This is a genomic window from Antarctobacter sp., assembly GCF_965277915.1.
Classification (GTDB): domain Bacteria; phylum Pseudomonadota; class Alphaproteobacteria; order Rhodobacterales; family Rhodobacteraceae; genus Antarctobacter.
Window position 1 is genome coordinate 4,600,483 of record NZ_OZ255849.1, and the last position, 17,172, is coordinate 4,617,654.

General features: G+C 63.4%; 16 protein-coding genes. 8 read left to right on the top strand and 8 right to left on the bottom strand.

Annotated features, from left to right (window positions below; all coding sequences use genetic code 11):
* Positions 1 to 120 precede the first annotated feature (120 nt).
* Positions 121 to 2,736 (top strand): DNA mismatch repair protein MutS, encoded by a 2,616-nt coding sequence (gene mutS / locus ACQY5B_RS23365; RefSeq protein WP_420327107.1) that lies wholly within the window; start codon positions 121 to 123, stop codon positions 2,734 to 2,736.
* Between the two features lie 137 nt (positions 2,737 to 2,873).
* Here the strand turns inward: mutS and ACQY5B_RS23370 are convergent, their stop codons facing one another.
* Together ACQY5B_RS23370 and hrcA are read right to left on the bottom strand one after the other, a co-directional pair.
* Positions 2,874 to 3,437 (bottom strand): nucleotide exchange factor GrpE, encoded by a 564-nt coding sequence (locus tag ACQY5B_RS23370; RefSeq protein ID WP_420327106.1) that lies wholly within the window; start codon positions 3,435 to 3,437, stop codon positions 2,874 to 2,876.
* 11 nt (positions 3,438 to 3,448) lie between these two features.
* Positions 3,449 to 4,513 (bottom strand): heat-inducible transcriptional repressor HrcA, encoded by a 1,065-nt coding sequence (gene hrcA, locus ACQY5B_RS23375; protein WP_305970027.1) that lies wholly within the window; start codon positions 4,511 to 4,513, stop codon positions 3,449 to 3,451.
* 112 nt (positions 4,514 to 4,625) lie between these two features.
* On the opposite strand from hrcA, the gene rph reads away from it, so the two are divergent.
* Genes rph through hemW form a run of 3 tightly spaced genes read left to right on the top strand, consistent with a single transcriptional unit; the run spans position 4,626 to position 7,106 of the window.
* Positions 4,626 to 5,339, top strand: a complete 714-nt coding sequence (gene rph / locus ACQY5B_RS23380; protein WP_305970028.1) for a ribonuclease PH — start codon at positions 4,626 to 4,628, stop codon at positions 5,337 to 5,339.
* Positions 5,336 to 5,950 carry an RdgB/HAM1 family non-canonical purine NTP pyrophosphatase gene (gene rdgB / locus ACQY5B_RS23385; RefSeq protein ID WP_420327104.1) on the top strand — a complete coding sequence of 205 codons (615 nt, stop codon included), beginning with the start codon at positions 5,336 to 5,338 and terminating at the stop codon, positions 5,948 to 5,950. Before rph ends, rdgB begins: the two co-directional genes overlap by 4 nt.
* Positions 5,910 to 7,106, top strand: coding sequence for a radical SAM family heme chaperone HemW (gene hemW, locus ACQY5B_RS23390; protein ID WP_420327103.1), 1,197 nt, complete (start codon positions 5,910 to 5,912; stop codon positions 7,104 to 7,106). The genes rdgB and hemW overlap by 41 nt, the downstream gene beginning before the upstream one ends.
* 3 nt (positions 7,107 to 7,109) lie before the next feature.
* On the opposite strand, the gene ACQY5B_RS23395 is transcribed toward hemW, so the two are convergent.
* The 6 genes from ACQY5B_RS23395 to rho are packed head-to-tail and all read right to left on the bottom strand — an operon-like array spanning position 7,110 to position 13,901.
* The gene (locus ACQY5B_RS23395) at positions 7,110 to 8,024 is read right to left on the bottom strand and encodes a ParB/RepB/Spo0J family partition protein (RefSeq protein ID WP_420327102.1); all 915 of its coding nucleotides are present in this window, start codon (positions 8,022 to 8,024) and stop codon (positions 7,110 to 7,112) included.
* A gap of 22 nt (positions 8,025 to 8,046) precedes the next feature.
* Positions 8,047 to 8,856, bottom strand: coding sequence for a ParA family protein (locus tag ACQY5B_RS23400; RefSeq protein WP_305970032.1), 810 nt, complete (start codon positions 8,854 to 8,856; stop codon positions 8,047 to 8,049).
* Entirely contained in the window at positions 8,849 to 9,466 is a 618-nt protein-coding gene (gene rsmG, locus ACQY5B_RS23405) for a 16S rRNA (guanine(527)-N(7))-methyltransferase RsmG (RefSeq protein ID WP_420327101.1), read from the bottom strand. Before rsmG ends, ACQY5B_RS23400 begins: the two co-directional genes overlap by 8 nt.
* Positions 9,463 to 11,340 carry a tRNA uridine-5-carboxymethylaminomethyl(34) synthesis enzyme MnmG gene (mnmG, locus tag ACQY5B_RS23410; protein ID WP_420327100.1) on the bottom strand — a complete coding sequence of 626 codons (1,878 nt, stop codon included), beginning with the start codon at positions 11,338 to 11,340 and terminating at the stop codon, positions 9,463 to 9,465. The genes rsmG and mnmG overlap by 4 nt, the downstream gene beginning before the upstream one ends.
* A gap of 3 nt (positions 11,341 to 11,343) precedes the next feature.
* Positions 11,344 to 12,621 (bottom strand): tRNA uridine-5-carboxymethylaminomethyl(34) synthesis GTPase MnmE, encoded by a 1,278-nt coding sequence (mnmE, locus tag ACQY5B_RS23415; RefSeq protein ID WP_420327099.1) that lies wholly within the window; start codon positions 12,619 to 12,621, stop codon positions 11,344 to 11,346.
* 8 nt (positions 12,622 to 12,629) lie between these two features.
* Entirely contained in the window at positions 12,630 to 13,901 is a 1,272-nt protein-coding gene (gene rho / locus ACQY5B_RS23420) for a transcription termination factor Rho (RefSeq protein ID WP_305970036.1), read from the bottom strand.
* A 589-nt stretch (positions 13,902 to 14,490) separates the two neighbouring features.
* On the opposite strand from rho, the gene ACQY5B_RS23425 reads away from it, so the two are divergent.
* From ACQY5B_RS23425 to dnaQ, 4 genes are read left to right on the top strand one after another with little or no spacing between them, the layout of a single operon-like run.
* Positions 14,491 to 15,021, top strand: coding sequence for a Maf family protein (locus tag ACQY5B_RS23425; protein ID WP_428400311.1), 531 nt, complete (start codon positions 14,491 to 14,493; stop codon positions 15,019 to 15,021).
* Complete coding sequence (locus tag ACQY5B_RS23430; RefSeq protein WP_420327097.1) at positions 15,018 to 15,851, top strand: shikimate dehydrogenase; 834 nt, start codon at positions 15,018 to 15,020, stop codon at positions 15,849 to 15,851. The genes ACQY5B_RS23425 and ACQY5B_RS23430 overlap by 4 nt, the downstream gene beginning before the upstream one ends.
* Entirely contained in the window at positions 15,848 to 16,441 is a 594-nt protein-coding gene (gene coaE, locus ACQY5B_RS23435) for a dephospho-CoA kinase (RefSeq protein WP_420327096.1), read from the top strand. Before ACQY5B_RS23430 ends, coaE begins: the two co-directional genes overlap by 4 nt.
* Complete coding sequence (dnaQ, locus tag ACQY5B_RS23440; RefSeq protein WP_420327095.1) at positions 16,434 to 17,165, top strand: DNA polymerase III subunit epsilon; 732 nt, start codon at positions 16,434 to 16,436, stop codon at positions 17,163 to 17,165. Before coaE ends, dnaQ begins: the two co-directional genes overlap by 8 nt.
* The last annotated feature ends 7 nt before the right edge of the window (positions 17,166 to 17,172 follow it).

Sequence of the window (17,172 nt, forward strand, 5' to 3'; positions counted from 1 at the left end):
GAATTTGCGGTTTTCCCCGCTCTTTACCCGTCTTAATGTCACGCGAAATCGCCGGGGGGAAGCTAAGTGAGCGCTAACAACGCGGGAAAGAGTACACCACGGGATACTGCTGTCACACCGATGATGGCGCAGTACCTCGAGATCAAGGCAAACCATCCCGATGCGCTGTTGTTCTACCGCATGGGGGATTTCTACGAACTGTTCTTCGACGACGCGGTTGCGGCCAGCGCCGCACTGGATATCGCCCTGACCAAACGCGGCAAACACGCGGGTGAGGATATCCCGATGTGCGGCGTGCCGGTGCATTCTGCCGAAAGCTACCTGCTGACCCTGATCCGCAAGGGATTCCGCGTCGCCGTGGGCGAACAGATGGAAACCCCGGAAGAGGCGAAAAAGCGCGGCTCGAAATCCGTGGTCAAGCGCGACGTAGTGCGGCTGGTCACGCCGGGCACGCTGATCGAGGATTCGCTTCTGGAGGCGCGGCGGCACAATTTCCTGGCTGCCTTGGGCCATGTCCGCGGCGACTGGGCCCTGGCCTGGGCCGATATCTCGACCGGGGCGTTTCACGTGATGCCCCTGGGCCGGGCGCGGATTGGCGCCGAACTTGCGCGGCTGGCGCCCTCGGAACTGCTGTGTTCCGACACGACAGGGGACACCCTGCGCGAGGTGCTGGGTGACCTCGGGATCGACCCCACGGTGCTGGGCGCGGCCAGCTTTGAATCCGGCGCTGCCGAAGGGCGGCTGTGCAAGCTGTTCAAGGTGCAGACCCTGACCGGCTTTGGCAGTTTCGACAGGGCGGAACTGTCGGCGATGGGCGCGCTGGTCGACTACCTCGACATCACCCAGAAGGGCCGCCTGCCGCTGCTGCGCCCGCCACGGCAGGAACAGGTCAGCCGCATCCTTCAGATCGACGCCGCCACGCGGCGCAACCTCGAACTGACCGAGAGCCTGCAAGGCGGGCGCAAGGGATCGCTCCTGTCGGTGATCGACATGACCGTGACCTCGGCCGGGGCACGGCTGCTGGAACGGCGCGTCGCCTCTCCCTCGCGCGATCTCGACGTGATCCGCGAACGGCTGGAGGCGGTGCGCTGGGGCGTGGAGGGACCGATGGCCGACACGCTGCGCAGCGCCTTGAAAGAGGTGCCCGACATCGACCGCGCACTGTCGCGGCTGGGACTGGACCGGGGCGGCCCGCGCGACCTGGCAGCGGTGCGCACAGCCCTGGCCCAGGCCGGGCAGATCGCGGACCGGCTGTCGGGAATCGAACTGCCGGACCTCGTGGGGCGGTCCTGCGCCGCCCTGACCGGGCAGGAGGCACTGCTGGGCAGGCTGGACGAGGCACTGGTGGCGGAACCGGGCCTGCGGGTCAGCGACGGCGGCTTTGTGGCCCCGGGGTTCGACACCGCGTTGGACGAGGCGCGCACGCTGCGTGACGAGGGCAGGGGCGTCATCGCCCGGATGCAGGGGGAGTACGCGCAGGAAACCGGTGTCGGCTCGCTCAAGATCAAGCACAACAACGTGCTGGGGTACTTCATCGAGACGACCGCGGTGCACGCGGACAAGATGTTCGCCCTGTCAGAGCGTTTCATCCACCGCCAGACGACGGCAAACCAGGTGCGGTTCACCACCGTCGAACTGTCGGAACTCGAACGCCGGATCCTGAACGCCGGCAATGAGGCGCTGGAAATCGAACGCCGCATCTACGAGGAGTTGCGGGCAGCGATCATGGACCAGGCGCCCGCGCTGTCCGACCTGGCACTGGGCCTGGCCGAGATCGACCTGGCGCTGGCCCTGGCGGAACTGGCCCGGCAACGGGACTGGTGCCTGCCAAAGGTCGATGACAGCCGGGCCTTTGCCGTCCAGGGCGGGCGGCACCCGGTGGTCGAGGCCGCCCTGGCCGTGGCCGGCGAGCCCTTCATCGCCAATGACTGCAACCTGAGCGCAGAGGGGCAGGGGGCCGCCGTCACCCTGCTGACCGGGCCGAACATGGCCGGTAAGTCGACATACCTGCGGCAGAACGCGCTGATTGCCCTCCTGGCGCAGATCGGGTCCTACGTTCCGGCACAATCGGCGCATGTCGGGCTGGTCAGCCAGATCTTCAGCCGCGTCGGCGCCAGCGACGACCTGGCGCGCGGGCGATCGACCTTCATGGTGGAAATGGTCGAAACGGCCACCATCCTGAACCAGGCCGACGAGTGCGCCCTGGTAATCCTTGATGAGATCGGCCGCGGCACAGCCACCTACGACGGCTTGTCCATCGCCTGGGCAACGCTGGAACACCTGCAGGCGGTCAACCGCGTCCGCGGGCTCTTTGCCACGCATTATCATGAACTTACCGCCCTGGCGGGCAAGCTGGACGGGGTCCGCAATGCCACCGTGGCGGTCAAGGAATGGGACGGCGAGGTGATATTCCTGCACGAGGTGCACGAGGGCGCCGCCGACCGTTCCTACGGCGTGCAGGTCGCACAGCTGGCCGGGCTGCCTGCGGCGGTCATCTCCCGCGCGCGCGACGTTCTGGAGGCACTGGAAAAGGGCGAGCGGGAACGCACTTCCCCCAAGGCACTGATCGACGATCTTCCGTTGTTCTCTGCCGCCGCCCGCGCACCAGAACCGCCGGTTTCACAGGAAACATCCCCGGTCGAGGAACAATTGCGCGACATGATGCTGGACGACATGAGCCCGCGTCAGGCAATGGACGCGCTCTATGAGCTCAAGGCGCTGCTGAGCAGGGAATGACACCTTTCCCGCGCGCCCTGTTTCTTTTCTCCAAAAATACCTCCGGGGGGTCTGGGGGGCTGGCCCCCCAGCCTGTGCCACCTGCAAGGCATCTGATCAGGGCATAGGGCGAGGGTCACCCCGCCAATCACCTGTTTTCAGGATGCGGGCATCGAGCTGACGCCGACCTGCGCGGGACGCAACAGACGGTCGTACAGCATGAACCCCTCGGCAGAGACCTGGATGATCTCACCCGCCTTGGTACCGGGCACCGGGGCCTCGAACATGGCCTCGTGCTGTTGCGGGTCGAACCGCTCACCAACCTCGGGGGTGATCCGGGTCACGCCGTGGCGCTCGAACACCTTGAGCAGCTCTTTCAGCGTCAGTTCCACGCCTTCGACCAGCGCAACCGAGGCTTGGCTGTCATCGTCCTGGGCCGCCGCCAGTGCCCGGTTGAGGTTGTCGTAGACCGGCAACAGGTCGCGCGCGATCCGGGTACCGCCGTAGGCCTGTGCCTCGCGCCGGTCCTTGTCGGCGCGCTTGCGGGCGTTTTCCGCATCCGCCAGCGCCCGCATGAACTTGTCCTTGTAGTCGTCCCGCTCGGCGCGCAGGGCGTCAATTTCCATCGCGATATCGTCGATTTCCTCGCTCAACCCGGCCTGCTCCTCGGCTTCGGCCGCTTCGATATCGTCGAGAAAATCATCCTTCTTCGGGTCTGCCATGCCTTCCACCTCTAACTCCGGTCGGCGATCATCCGCCCGACCAGCTGCGCCGTGTAGTCCACGATCGGAACGATCCGGCCATAGTTCAACCGGGTCGGGCCGATCACGCCCACCGCGCCAATGATCTTTCGGTCCGCGTTCATATAAGGAGAGACCACCAGAGAGGAACCCGAAAGTGAGAAAAGTTTGTTCTCGGAGCCGATAAAAATGCGCACCCCTTCGCCTTCGTCGGTCAGTTCGAGGAACTCGGCGATGTCGCGCTTGCGCTCGAGGTCGTCAAACAGGCTCCGGATTCGCTCCAGTTCCTCCTGCGCGGAATCCTCTTCGAGAAGATTCGCCCGGCCGCGCACGATCAATCGTTCGCTGCTGTCGCCGCTGCCATCCCAGACCGCGATCCCGGCATCGATCAGCGCGGCGGCAAGGCTGTCGATTTCCTGCCGGCGCTTGGAAATCTCGGCCTGCATCGCCTTGCGCAACTCGGTCAGGGTGCGGCCCTCGGCCAGGGCATTGGTGAAATTCGCCGCCTCGCGCATGGCGCTGGGGGTCAGCCCCGGCGGCGGCGTGAAGACGCGGTTTTCGACGTGACCATCGGCAAAGACGATCACCACCAGAGCCCGGTCCTGCGCCAGGCTGACGAATTCGATATGTTTCAGCGGCGCCTCGTGTTTCGGCGTCAGCACCAGCGAGGCGCCATGCGTCACACCCGACAGGGCCGAGCCCACCGCATCCAGCAGGCCCGAGACATCGCCCGCGTTGCGCCCCAGCGTGGCATCCAGCTTTTCCCGGTCCTGGTCGTCGAGGTCGCGGACCTCCAGCAGACCATCGACGAACATCCGCAGGCCCTGCTGCGTCGGGATACGCCCGGCGGATACATGCGGGCTGTCCAGCAAGCCAAGATATTCCAGGTCCTGCATCACGTTGCGGATGGTCGCGGCCGAGACCTTTTCCGACAGGGTACGGGTCAGCGTGCGCGAGCCCACCGGTTCGCCGCTGGCCAGGTATCCCTCGACCACGCGCCGGAATACCTCGCGCGAGCGATCGTTCATCTGGGACAGGAGTTCGCGTGCCTCATTCATCTTCTTGCCCTCTACGGCGCCATTAAAGAGCCTCTGGCCAGAACGTCAATCGGGGTTGCATCCATGGGCTGCCGCTGTCTATCCCCTGCGTGACCATCAGGAAGGGATATCTATGCGACCGTCGGGACGAGATTTAAGCGAAATGCGCGCCGTTTCAATTGAAACGGGTGTGACCAAACATGCCGAGGGCTCGTGCCTGATCCGCATGGGCGACACCCATGTTCTGTGCACCGCCTCGCTGGAAGAACGTGTACCGCCCTTCATCAAGGGCTCGGGTCAGGGCTGGGTGACAGCCGAATACGGCATGCTCCCGCGCTCGACCTCGTCGCGCATGCGGCGTGAGGCACAGGCGGGCAAGCAGGGCGGCCGCACGGTGGAAATCCAGCGTCTGATCGGCCGCGCGCTGCGCGCCGGTGTGGACCGCAACGCGCTGGGTGAACGGCAGATCACCGTGGACTGCGACGTGATCCAGGCCGACGGCGGCACGCGCTGCGCCTCGATCACCGGCGGCTGGGTCGCGCTGCGGCTGGCGGTCAACAAGCTGATGAAGGCGGGCGACGTGATCACCGATCCGCTGGTTTCCGAGGTCGCCGCCGTCAGTTGCGGGATCTACGCCGGGCAGCCGGTGCTTGACCTGGACTATCCCGAGGACAGCGAGGCGGGCACCGACGGGAATTTCATCCTGCGCGGCGACGGCCGCCTGATCGAGGTCCAGATGAGCGCCGAGGGATCGACCTTTTCCCGCGACGAGATGGGCCGCCTGATGGACCTGGCGGAGAAAGGTGTTTCGGAACTGGTCGCGGCACAGCGGGCTGCCGTGGCATGACCCGACGCTTCGAAGGTGACAAGCTGCTGGTGGCCACGCACAACCAGGGCAAGCTGGACGAGATCGCGCATCTCTTGGAACCCTTCGGCGTGGCCTGCGTGGGGGCCGCCGAATTGGGTCTGTCTGAACCGGAGGAGACCGGGACGACATTTGTCGAGAACGCCCGCATCAAGGCCCATGCGGCGGCCAAGGCCACCGGCCTGCCGGCCCTGGCCGATGACAGCGGGATCGAGATCGACGCGCTGGACAAGGCGCCTGGTGTCTATACCGCCGATTGGGCCGAAACCCCGCATGGGCGCAATTTCATCATGGCCATGGGAAAGGCCCATGACCGCCTGCAGGAAACGGGTATTCCCGAACCCTGGACCGCGCGGTTCTGCTGTACGTTGGTGCTGGCCTGGCCGGATGGCGAGGACATGGTCTTTCCGGGCGTGATGGAGGGCAGGGTGGTCTGGCCGATGCGCGGCTCGCAGGGCCACGGATATGACCCGATTTTTCAGCCGCAAGGGTATGACATGACCTTTGGTGAAATGGACCGCTGGGAGAAAAACAAGATCTCGCACCGGGCGGATGCCTTCCGCAAGTTTGTGGCGGGATGCTTTGACGCGTAGGGCCCCGGAAAACTGGCAGATCGGCGGGTTCGGGCTTTATGTCCACTGGCCGTTCTGCGAGGCGAAATGCCCCTATTGCGACTTCAACAGCCATGTCGTCAGGGACATCGACCAGACACGCTGGGCCAAGGCCCTGGCCGAGGAGATCCGGCGGGCAGGGGCCGAAACCCCGGATCGGGTGCTCAGCTCCATCTTTTTCGGCGGCGGGACGCCCTCTCTGATGGCACCGGAAACGGTGGCTGCGGTGATCGAGGCAGCGCGCGACTGCTGGACCTTTGCCAACGATATCGAGATCACGCTGGAGGCCAATCCGCGGTCCGTCGAGGCAGGTCGCTTTGAGGGGTACGCGACGGCCGGTGTGAACCGCGTGTCCCTGGGCGTACAATCCTTGCGAACAGAGGACTTGCGGCGATTGGGGCGCCTACACGACGTCGAGGAGGCGCGTGCCGCCTTCGGCATTGCGCGGTCGGTTTTTGATCGGGTCAGTTTCGACCTGATCTATGCCCGCCAGAACCAGTCGCTGGAGGACTGGCGGGTTGAACTGTCCGAGGCGCTGGACATGGCCGTCGATCACATGTCCCTGTACCAGTTGACGGTGGAAGAAGGCACGGCCTTCTGGGATCGGGCACGGGCCGGGGGCCTGCGTGGACTGCCAGAAGAGGACCTGGCGGCGGACATGTTCGAACTGACGCAGGAACTGTGCCAGGCCGCCGGATTCGAAGCCTACGAGGTGTCGAACCATGCGCAGCCCGGGGCGCAATCCCGGCACAACCTCGTGTACTGGCACTACGGCGATTGGGTGGGTGTCGGACCCGGCGCGCACGGGCGGGTCGGCAGCGGTGCCGCGCGTCAGGCCACCGTGGCCTGGTCTGCGCCCGGCAAGTGGCTGCAACATGCAGAAGCCGGGAGCGGGTTGGAAAGCCGGAACGTGTTAACTTTGGAAGATCAGGCCGGAGAATACCTCATGATGGGGTTACGTCTGACAGAAGGACTAGATCTTGAGAGATTGCATGCGCTGGACAGCAGAATAGCGCCGGAAACTGCCATCCGCGACTTGCAGGATCTGGGCCTTGTCGAGACGAGCGGCCCGATGCTGCGGGCAACGGGGCAGGGGCGGCTTGTACTCAATTCGGTTATCGCCGCCCTCTTGCCCTGACACCTACCGCGAGGTGCTGAGCAACCCGCACAGCGCGTCCAGTTGTTCCAGCGTATCGTAGGAGACCGTCAAGCGCCCGCCATCATCGCCGGGCTTGTGGTCAATCCGGACCTTCATGCCAAGCGCGGCGCTGAGGTCCGCCTCGAGCGCGCGCGTGTCCGCATCCTTGTCCATCTGGAATCCACCTTCGGGCGCCTTCTTGCGCGGCTTGCCCTCGGGGGTCATCTGCTTGGCCAGCTTCTCGGTTTCGCGCACCGACAGCCCTTTGGCCAAAACGGTTTTGGCCAAACCGTCCGGATCGGTTGCCGTGATCAGCGCCCGAGCGTGGCCGGCGCTGAGTTGGCCTTCGGAAACCATCTCCTGCACGCCTTCGGGCAGGTTCAGAAGGCGCATCAGGTTGGCGATATGGCTACGGCTCTTGCCCAGGGCCTCGGCCAGTTTTTCCTGCGTATGCCCAAACTTGAACATCAGCTGACGATAGCCCGCCGCTTCTTCGATGGCGTTCAGGTCCGCCCGCTGAATGTTCTCGATGATCGCAACTTCGAGCACCTCGGTATCGTCGAAATCCCGCACAAGGACTGGGATCTCATGGCGTTGCGCCATCTGCGACGCACGCCACCGGCGCTCACCGGCAACGATTTCGAACTTGCCTTCCTCATGCGGAGAAGGGCGAACGATCAGCGGTTGCAACACACCCTTGGTCCGGATCGAGGCGGCGAGTTCTTCCAGTTGGGCCTGGGTAAAGCTGCGCCGGGGCTGGTCCGGATTGGGGATCAAGGATTCGATCGGGACCATGCGGTCTGCCCGTCTTGGGCTTTCCGCTTGGGGGGTTTCCTCTGCCGGGCCCACGTCCGCCATCAGTGCCGAGAGGCCGCGGCCCAGGCCGCGGCGCGTGTCTTTCTTGGGTTTCTCTACCATGCCCGTCCTCTGTTGCCGCCGTTCAGGCGGCCCGTTTGTCATTTTTCTTCAGCAGTTCCTCGGCCAGGGCGCGATAGGCCTGCGCCCCCTTCGAGGACGTGTCGTAGGCGAGTACCGGCAGCGCATAAGAAGGCGCCTCGGACACGCGCACGTTCCGGGGGATCACCGTCGAGAACACGAGATCGCCGAGGTTTGCCCGCGCATCCGCCTCGACATGCTGGGACAGATTGTTGCGGGCGTCGTACATCGTCAGGACGATGCCCTCGATCCTCAGCGACGGATTGGCACTCTGCCTGACTTCGCGGATCGTCAGCATGAGTTGCGACAGGCCTTCGAGGGCGAAGAACTCGCTTTGCAGGGGGACGAGAACCGAATGCGCGGCGACCATCGCGTTGACGGTCAACAGGTTCAGGGAAGGGGGGCAATCCACAAGGATCACGTCGAACCCGTAGTCGTCCAGGGCTGGATGGCGCAACGCATCATGCAGAAGAAAGCTGCGTTTCTCGTTGGAATAGAGTTCGATATCGGCCGAGCTGAGGTCCACGGTGGCCGGGACCAGTGAGAGATTCTCGGTCGATGTTTTCAGGATGACGTCACCCGGCGGCACGTCGCCCAAAAGCAGATCGTAAGTCGTCAACTCGCGGTCATCGGGTTCAATTCCCAGCCCGGTCGAGGCATTCCCCTGCGGATCGAGATCCACCACCAGGACCTTGTGTCCTTGTTCGCAAAGCGCGGCCCCGAGGTTGATCGTCGTCGTGGTCTTGCCCACGCCGCCTTTCTGGTTGGCGATGGCGATGATTTTGGGACCCGGGGGGCGAGTCGGATCAGACATGGACGAGGTCTCCGATTTCCAGGACAACAGCGTTGGGATTGGTTCTACTTGTATGCGGGGTGCAAGAGAATTGCCATTGGCTGCGTGCGTCTTCGAGCTCTTTTCCCCAGCTTTCGCCCTTCATGAACAATGCCGCCCCTCCCGGGGAGAGGTGGCGGACCGCAAATTCCATCAGTTTCGCCAAGGGGGCGAGGGCTCGGGCGGAAAGGATCGTGGCCTCTTGCGGGGTACAGGCCTCTATCCGTTGCGCGTAGACCCTGGCCGAAAGGCCCGTCTCTCGGATCACACTGCGCAGAAAGGTTGCCTTGCGGGTATCCGATTCGATCAGGCTGACTTGGACATCCGGCGCGCGCTCCGCCAGAAGGATCGCAACAACCAGCCCCGGAAAACCGCCGCCACTGCCGATATCGACCCAATGGCCAGAAGGCTGGGGCAAGACCGTCACCAGCTGCGCAGAATCGACGAAATGCCGGTCTACAGCCTCTGCCAAAGTGGCTCTCGCCACGAGGTTGATGCGCGGATTCCACTTGTTCAGCAATGCGAGGTAGTGAGTCAGGCGCTCCAGTGTTTCACGTGAAACATCGAGGCCAAGCGTTTCGGACGTGATCATACAGCGTTCTTACGCAGATTCTGGCGCAGCTTGGCAAGGATCAAGGTCAAAGCCGCCGGAGTCATCCCATCGATACGCCCTGCCTGTGCGATGGTTTCGGGCCTGGTCTGGGACAGCTTCAGCTTCAATTCGTTGGACAGACCATGCAAAGAGTCGAAATCGAAATCCGATGGAATCTCGACCGCTTCGTCCTTCTTGAGGATCTCAACATCCCGCGCCTGTCTTTCCAGGTAGTTTGCGTACAGCGCCTCACGCTCCAATTGGGCCGCGGTCTCGTCGTCAAGAGTCCCAAGATCTTTATCCAGTTGCACAAGTGTTTGCAGGGTGACGTCCTTGAACGACAACATCTGGAACCCGCTTCTACGCGCACCATCCTGGTTGACGTTGATCCCGATGGATCGCAACTGATTGGGGCTGAAAGTGAGCGCATCCAGCTTTTCTCGCCCAGCGGCAAGCCTTTCCATCTTGTCATCAAAGGCCCTGCGCCGATGTTCGGAAACAGTGCCAAGGTCCAACGCTTTGGGCGTAAGGCGTTGGTCCGCATTGTCCGCCCGCAGAGACAGGCGGAACTCCGCACGGCTGGTAAACATCCGGTAGGGTTCGCTGACGCCCCGCGTGGTCAGGTCATCCAGCATCACCCCGATATAGCTTTCCGTCCGCGAGAACTTGATGGCGTCCCGGCCCTGGGCCTGCGCCGCCGCATTCAGACCGGCCACAAGACCCTGCGCCGCCGCTTCCTCATACCCGGTTGTCCCGTTGATCTGCCCGGCCAGGTACAGACCCTCGACATCACGCAGACCCAACGTCGCCGCCAAGGCGCGGGGATCAACATAATCGTATTCGATGGCATAACCGGGTTGCATGATCTCGACCTGTTCGAGACCGGGAATGCTCCGGACATAAGCCTCCTGGATGTCCTGGGGCAGGGAGGTCGAAATCCCGTTGGGATAGATCGTCGCGACATCCAGACCTTCTGGTTCCAAAAAGACCTGGTGAGACGTCTTGTCCGCGAACCGCACCACCTTGTCCTCGATCGAGGGGCAATAGCGGGGGCCGACCCCCTCGATATGACCGCCATACATGGCAGACCGGGACAGGTTGTCCCGGATGATTTCATGGGTGCGTTCCGTGGTATGGGTAATCCCGCAAGAGATCTGCCGTGCCTGCGGGGCAGGGGAAAGGAACGAAAACATCACCGGGTTATCGTCCCCGGGCTGCATGTCCAACCCGCTCCAGTCGATGGTGCGCCCGTCGAGACGCGGCGGTGTTCCCGTCTTCAACCGACCAATCGGCAGATCCATGTCCTTGATCCGATCCGCAAGGCGAACAGAGGGACGATCACCCATTCGTCCGCCCGGCTTTTGAACATCGCCGATATGAATGATGCCGCGCAGGAAAGTGCCACTGGTCAGCACTGTCGAAACCGCCCGAATCTCCGACCCATCCCCCAGCGCAACGCCTTCGACACGGCCACCGGACATGAGGAAATCCACGACCTCACCCTCGATCACTTGCAGTTTCTCTGTACCTGCGATCTCGGCCTGCATCGCCTCGGCGTATAGCCGGCGATCTGCCTGGGCACGGGGGCCTTGCACCGCTGGTCCCTTGCGCCGGTTCAGCAGGCGGAACTGGATCCCTGCCGCATCGGCGATCCGCCCCATGATCCCGTCCATCGCGTCGATTTCGCGGACAAGATGGCCTTTGCCCAACCCACCAATCGCCGGGTTACAGGACATGACCCCAAGATCTTGAAGGCGCAGTGTCACAAGCGCCGTGCGCGCACCCATGCGGGCCGAGGCCGCAGCCGCCTCGGTTCCTGCATGTCCGCCACCGACGACGACCACGTCAAAGGCTTCATGTTTCACGTGAAACACTCCTCACTTGCCAATGCAGAAACTGGAAAAGATCTGGTCCAGAACCTGTTCAACATCTACGTGACCCACCAACTGTTCCAAAGCCCGCAATGCGATACGGACTTCCTCGCTGGTCACATCGTACACGTCGATGCCATCTTCCAAAAGCACCTGCGCCTGTTCCAGATGGGTCAGCCCCTCGGCCAGTGCAACCCTGTGCCGTTCGCGCGAGGCCAACCCGGCGCCTTGCACCTCTTCGATCAGCCGCGCTTCGATCGCCGACAGCAGTTCGGGAACGCCAAGACCCGTCAGCCCGGAAACACCCTGGCCCGCCCTGTCTCCCTTCGCAGTAACGACGATGTCCCCCTCGGACACCGCCAACATGGGGCTGTCCCCCTCGGGCACAAGATGAACCCGCAGGTCCGCCGCGCCGGCCCGTTCCCGGGCCCGCGCCACGCCAATCTGTTCGACACTGTCATCCGAGTCGCGCAGCCCGGCCGTATCCAAAAGGGTGACAGCCAGGCCGCCTATATCCATGCGTACCTCAATCACGTCCCGGGTGGTGCCGGCAACATCCGAGGTGATCGCCGCATCTCGACCGGCAAGGTAGTTCAACAGGGTCGACTTGCCCGCGTTCGGTGGCCCGACAATCGCGACCTCGAACCCCAATCGCACCCGCTCCGCGGACTCAAGGCCGCGCAGTTCGCGCCGGATATCATCGCTGACAGCCCGCAACAGATCCCGAACCTCGTCCGAGACATCGACAGGCACCTCTTCATCGACAAAGTCGATCGTGACTTCCAACAAGGAAACGGCACGCAGGATCTTCTGCCGCCATTCCCCCACACGCGTTCCCAACGCCCCGGTCAGCATCCGCAAGGCCTGCCGCCGTTGCTGCTCGGTCTCGGAGTCGATCAGATCCGCCAAGGCCTCGACCTGGCTCAGGTCCAGCCTCTCATTCTCCAACGCCCGCCGGGTAAACTCGCCCGGCTCCGCCCCGCGCAGGTCAGGCATCTCTCCCAGCTCACGCAACAGCGCCTGGACAACGGCCACGCTGCCATGCACCTGGAACTCGGCCACGCGCTCCCCGGTAAAACTCGCCCCATCTTCGAAGATCAGGACCAATGCCTCGTCGAGGAAATCCCCGTTGCCCGACACCAACCGCCGGACAGAGGCCATGCGCGGGCGGGGCAGGGGGCCGCTCAGGCGTTCCACTGCCTCCCAGGCAAGGGGTCCGGACACGCGCACAACCGAAACGCCCGCTTTCCCGACCGCGCTTGCCAGGGCAAAGATCGTGTCCATGCCAAGGATCAACTGTTCATTGAGTCGAAGAACTCGGTGTTCGTCTTGGTCTGTTTCAGCTTGGAAATCAGGAACTCGATGGCATCGGTCGTGCCCATCGGGTTCAGGATGCGACGCAGGACAAAGGTCTTCTGCAGGTCGACCTTGTCCACCAGCAGGTCCTCTTTCCGGGTGCCGGACTTGAGAATATCCAGCGCCGGGAAGACCCGCTTGTCCGCCACCTTGCGGTCCAGCACGATCTCGCTGTTGCCGGTGCCCTTGAATTCCTCAAAGATCACCTCGTCCATCCGGCTGCCGGTATCCACCAGCGCCGTCGCGATGATCGTCAGCGATCCGCCTTCCTCGATGTTCCGCGCCGCACCGAAGAACCGCTTCGGCCGCTGCAGCGCATTCGCGTCCACACCGCCTGTCAGGACCTTTCCCGAAGAAGGCACCACGGTGTTGAAGGCTCTACCAAGTCTGGTGATCGAGTCCAAAAGGATCACAACATCTCGTTTGTGTTCGACCAGGCGTTTGGCCTTTTCGATCACCATCTCCGAGACTGCGACGTGCCGCGTTGCCGGTTCGTCGAAGGTCGAGGAAATCACCTCGCCTTTCACTGACCGCTGCATGTCCGTCACCTCTTCGGGACGTTCGTCGATCAGCAGGACGATCAGGTAGCACTCCGGGTGGTTCCGCTCGATGCTCGTCGCGATGTTCTGCAGCAGCACCGTCTTACCGGTCCGCGGCGGCGCCACGATCAGGCTCCGCTGGCCCTTGCCAATTGGAGCCACCAGGTCGATGATCCGGGCCGAGCGATCCTTGATCGTCGGATCCTCGATCTCCATCTTCAGGCGCTCGTCCGGGTACAGCGGCGTGAGGTTGTCAAAGGCGATCTTGTGCCGGGCCTTTTCGGGCTCCTGGAAGTTGATCTCCGACACGGAAACAAGCGCGAAATACCGCTCTTCCCCGTCCGGCGCCTTCATCTCGCCCTGGATCGAATCCCCGGTGCGCAGCGAGTATTTCCGGATCATGTCCGGCGAGACATAGATGTCGTCCGGACCGGGCAGATAGTTCGCCTCGGGCGAGCGCAGAAAACCGAACCCGTCCTGCAGCACTTCCAGCACCCCGTCGCCGAAAATGGTCCATCCCTCGTCCGCGCGTTCCCGCAGGATCTGGAACATCATCTCGCCCTTCCGCATGGTCGAGGCGTTTTCGATTTCCAGTTCCTCGGCCATCGCCAGAAGATCCTTCGGGCTCTTCGCCTTCAGGTCGGACAGGTTAAGCTTTTCTTCGCTCATGGCACATAACGTGGTGCCCGGAGGCCCACACATCCTTTGTCTAACGGGAAAGTTCGCCTTCGGACGAAGGCTGACGGTGCGTATCGCATTGCCGGGGTTCCCGTCAATGAAGATCGCGGAACACCCTTCCTTTAATAAATAGATAAAAGAAAAGGATTATGAAGTGTTAGGGGCCTCCGGATCTGTGGATTATCGAATTGTCCCCAGCCTTCCGAACAGGGAAACACCTTGGGAAAACTCGCGGGATAGTACCGTGACGGTTTCGAATATCTTGCGATAGCGTTTGCGTTTTCAATCAGTTAGGCGTCATTTTCCAAGGGTATCCCGTTCGGGATAACTCTTTTGACAAACCGGTCTCTGTTCATCTTCGCACCGGACGCGCGTTGTTCTTTCACACAGCCGGATGAGTGCTGCGCTGCATGGGAAGAGCCTGTGTTTCGCCCCCAGCCTTGCATGTGCCGCGCTTTTTCCTCAGAAACATCGACAAGCCTGCGCACCGAATTTTCCCCGGTTTCATCCCCATGCCTGCCGACCTTCTTCTCGCTCCAGCTCCGCGATCCGCGCTGACATGCTCCGCGCGGCCGGACTCGTGATCGAAACCGAATCGCCGAAGGTGGACGAGGACAGCCTCAAGGCCGCCCTGACCCTCGAAGAGGCCAGCCCGCGCGACATCGCCGACACCCTGGCAGAGGCAAAGGCCCGCAAGCTGGGGCAACGCTACCCCGAGAAACTCGTGCTTGGCTGCGACCAGGTACTGGATTTCAAGGGAACCACCCTGTCCAAGCCGCAAAGCCGCGAAGAGGCACGCGACCAGCTTTGCCGGTTGCGCGGAGAAACCCACCGCCTGCTCTCCGCCGCCGTCCTCTACCACGAGGCGCAGCCGGTCTGGCGCCACGTCGGGACCGCCCGGTTGACGATGCGCCCTTTCTCGGACAGCTACCTCGACGACTACCTCGACCGGAACTGGCCGGATGTCGGCACCTCGGTTGGCGGGTACAAGCTCGAGTCCGAAGGCGTCCGCCTTTTTGCCCGGGTCGAGGGCAACCATTTCACCATTCTTGGCCTGCCGTTGCTGGAACTGCTGGCCTACCTGACGAACAGAGGAACCATCGCCGCATGAGCCTCGCACGCATCCCGCTTGCCGCCGTTATCGGGTCCCCCGTGGCCCATTCCCGCTCTCCGCGCCTCTTCGCACACTGGCTGCAGACCCACGGTCTGCCCGGGCACTACGTCCCCATCGACGTGCCCGAGGACAAGCTGGCGGAAACCCTGCGGCTCTTGCCGCAACTCGGGTTTGTTGGCCTCAACGTCACCGTGCCCTACAAGGAAAAGGTGATGCAGATCGCCGACAGCGTCTCCGACCGCGCCCGGCTGATCGGGGCCGCGAACACGCTGATCTTCCGTGACGATGGGCGCATCCACGCCGACAATACCGATGGCTACGGCTTCATGCAGAACCTTCAGCAGAACGCGCCGGACTGGGACCCGGCCTCGGGGCCGGCGACGGTCTTCGGGGCAGGGGGCGCGGCCCGGGCGGTGATCGCATCCCTGCTGGACGTGGGCGTGCCGGAAATCCGACTGACCAACCGCACCCGCCCGCGGGCGGAAAAGCTGTGCGAGGACTTCGGCGACAAGGTGCAGGTCTTTGACTGGGTGCAGGCCGGCAATATCGTCGAGGGCTGCGCGACGGTGGTGAACACGACGTCGCTGGGCATGACGGGCAAACCCCGGTTCCGCGTGCCGCTGGACGCCCTCACCCCGGACATGCTGGTGACGGACCTCGTCTATTCACCCTTGGAAACCCGCCTGCTGGCAGAGGCCCGGGCTTTGGGTTGCACCGTCGTCGACGGGCTGGGAATGCTCCTGCACCAGGCGGTGCCCGGTTTCGAACGCTGGTTTGGCGCCCGCCCCGAGGTCGACGAGGCCACCCGGCAGATCGTTCTGGCATGAGATTCAAGCTTGGCCTGACCGGCTCTATCGGCATGGGCAAATCGACCACGGCGCAGATGTTCGCCGAGGCGGGCTGCGCCGTCTGGGATGCGGATGCCGCCGTTCACCGCCTGTACGGGCCGGGGGGTGTCGCGGTTGCGCCCATCGGGAAGATATATCCTCAAGCCGTTGAAAACGATCAGGTGTCCCGCGATGCCTTGCGCGGGATCATCGCCGATGACAGCAGCGCGCTGAAACGGATCGAACAGATCGTGCACCCGCTGGTCCAGCAGGATCGAGAGGCCTTCATCGCCGCCAACCCGCGGGCCATCGGGGTCTTCGACATCCCGCTCCTTTTCGAAACCGGGGGGGATGCCGCGATGGATGCCACCGCGTGCGTGAATGTTTCCCGTGAAACGCAAGAGGCCCGCGTGCTGGATCGAGGCACCATGAGCGCCGATGACCTGGCCCGCATCCTCGCCCGCCAGATCCCCAACGCGGAAAAATGCGCCCGCGCCACCTATGTCATCGAAACCGACACGCTTGAGCACGCCCACGCCCAGGTGCAGGATGTGCTGAAGGACATCGAACAAAGGCTGCAACATGCGTGAGATCGTTCTCGATACGGAAACCACCGGGTTCGAGCCGGAACAGGGCGACCGCATCGTCGAAATCGGGGCGCTGGAACTGTACAACCACGTTCCAACCGGCCGCACCTATCACCAGTACATCAACCCAGAGCGGGGCATGCCGGACGAGGCCTTTGGCGTGCACGGCATCGGGCCGGACCTGCTCGAGCCGCCGCGCCCGGCCAAACCCGGTGAGATCACGCTGCGGGACAAGCCGGTGTTCGCCAGGATCGTGGACGAGTTCCGCGCCTTCATCGGCGAGGATGCTAAGCTGGTCATTCACAATGCCAGCTTCGACGTGAAATTCCTCAACGCCGAATTGCGCTGGGCCAACCGCCCGCCTTTGGCCAAGGATTGCGCCATCGACACGTTGGACATGGCGCGGCGCCGCTTTCCCGGGTCACCGGCCTCGCTGGACGCGCTCTGCCGCCGTTTCAACATCGACAACTCCTCGCGGACCTTGCACGGCGCGCTTCTCGACTCCGAAATCCTGGCCGAGGTCTACCTTGAACTGATCGGGGGAAAGCAGCCGGACTTCGGCCTGTCGTCGCATGGATCGAGCGGCGGCGGCGCCGACGCCGAACCGCTCTGGCGTCCGCGCCCGCGCAGCACTCCACTGCCCAGCCGCCTGACGGAAAATGAAAAGGCGGCTCACGCCGCCTTTGTCGAAAATCTCGGGGACGAGGCGCTCTGGCTCAAGACCTGAGCGCCGG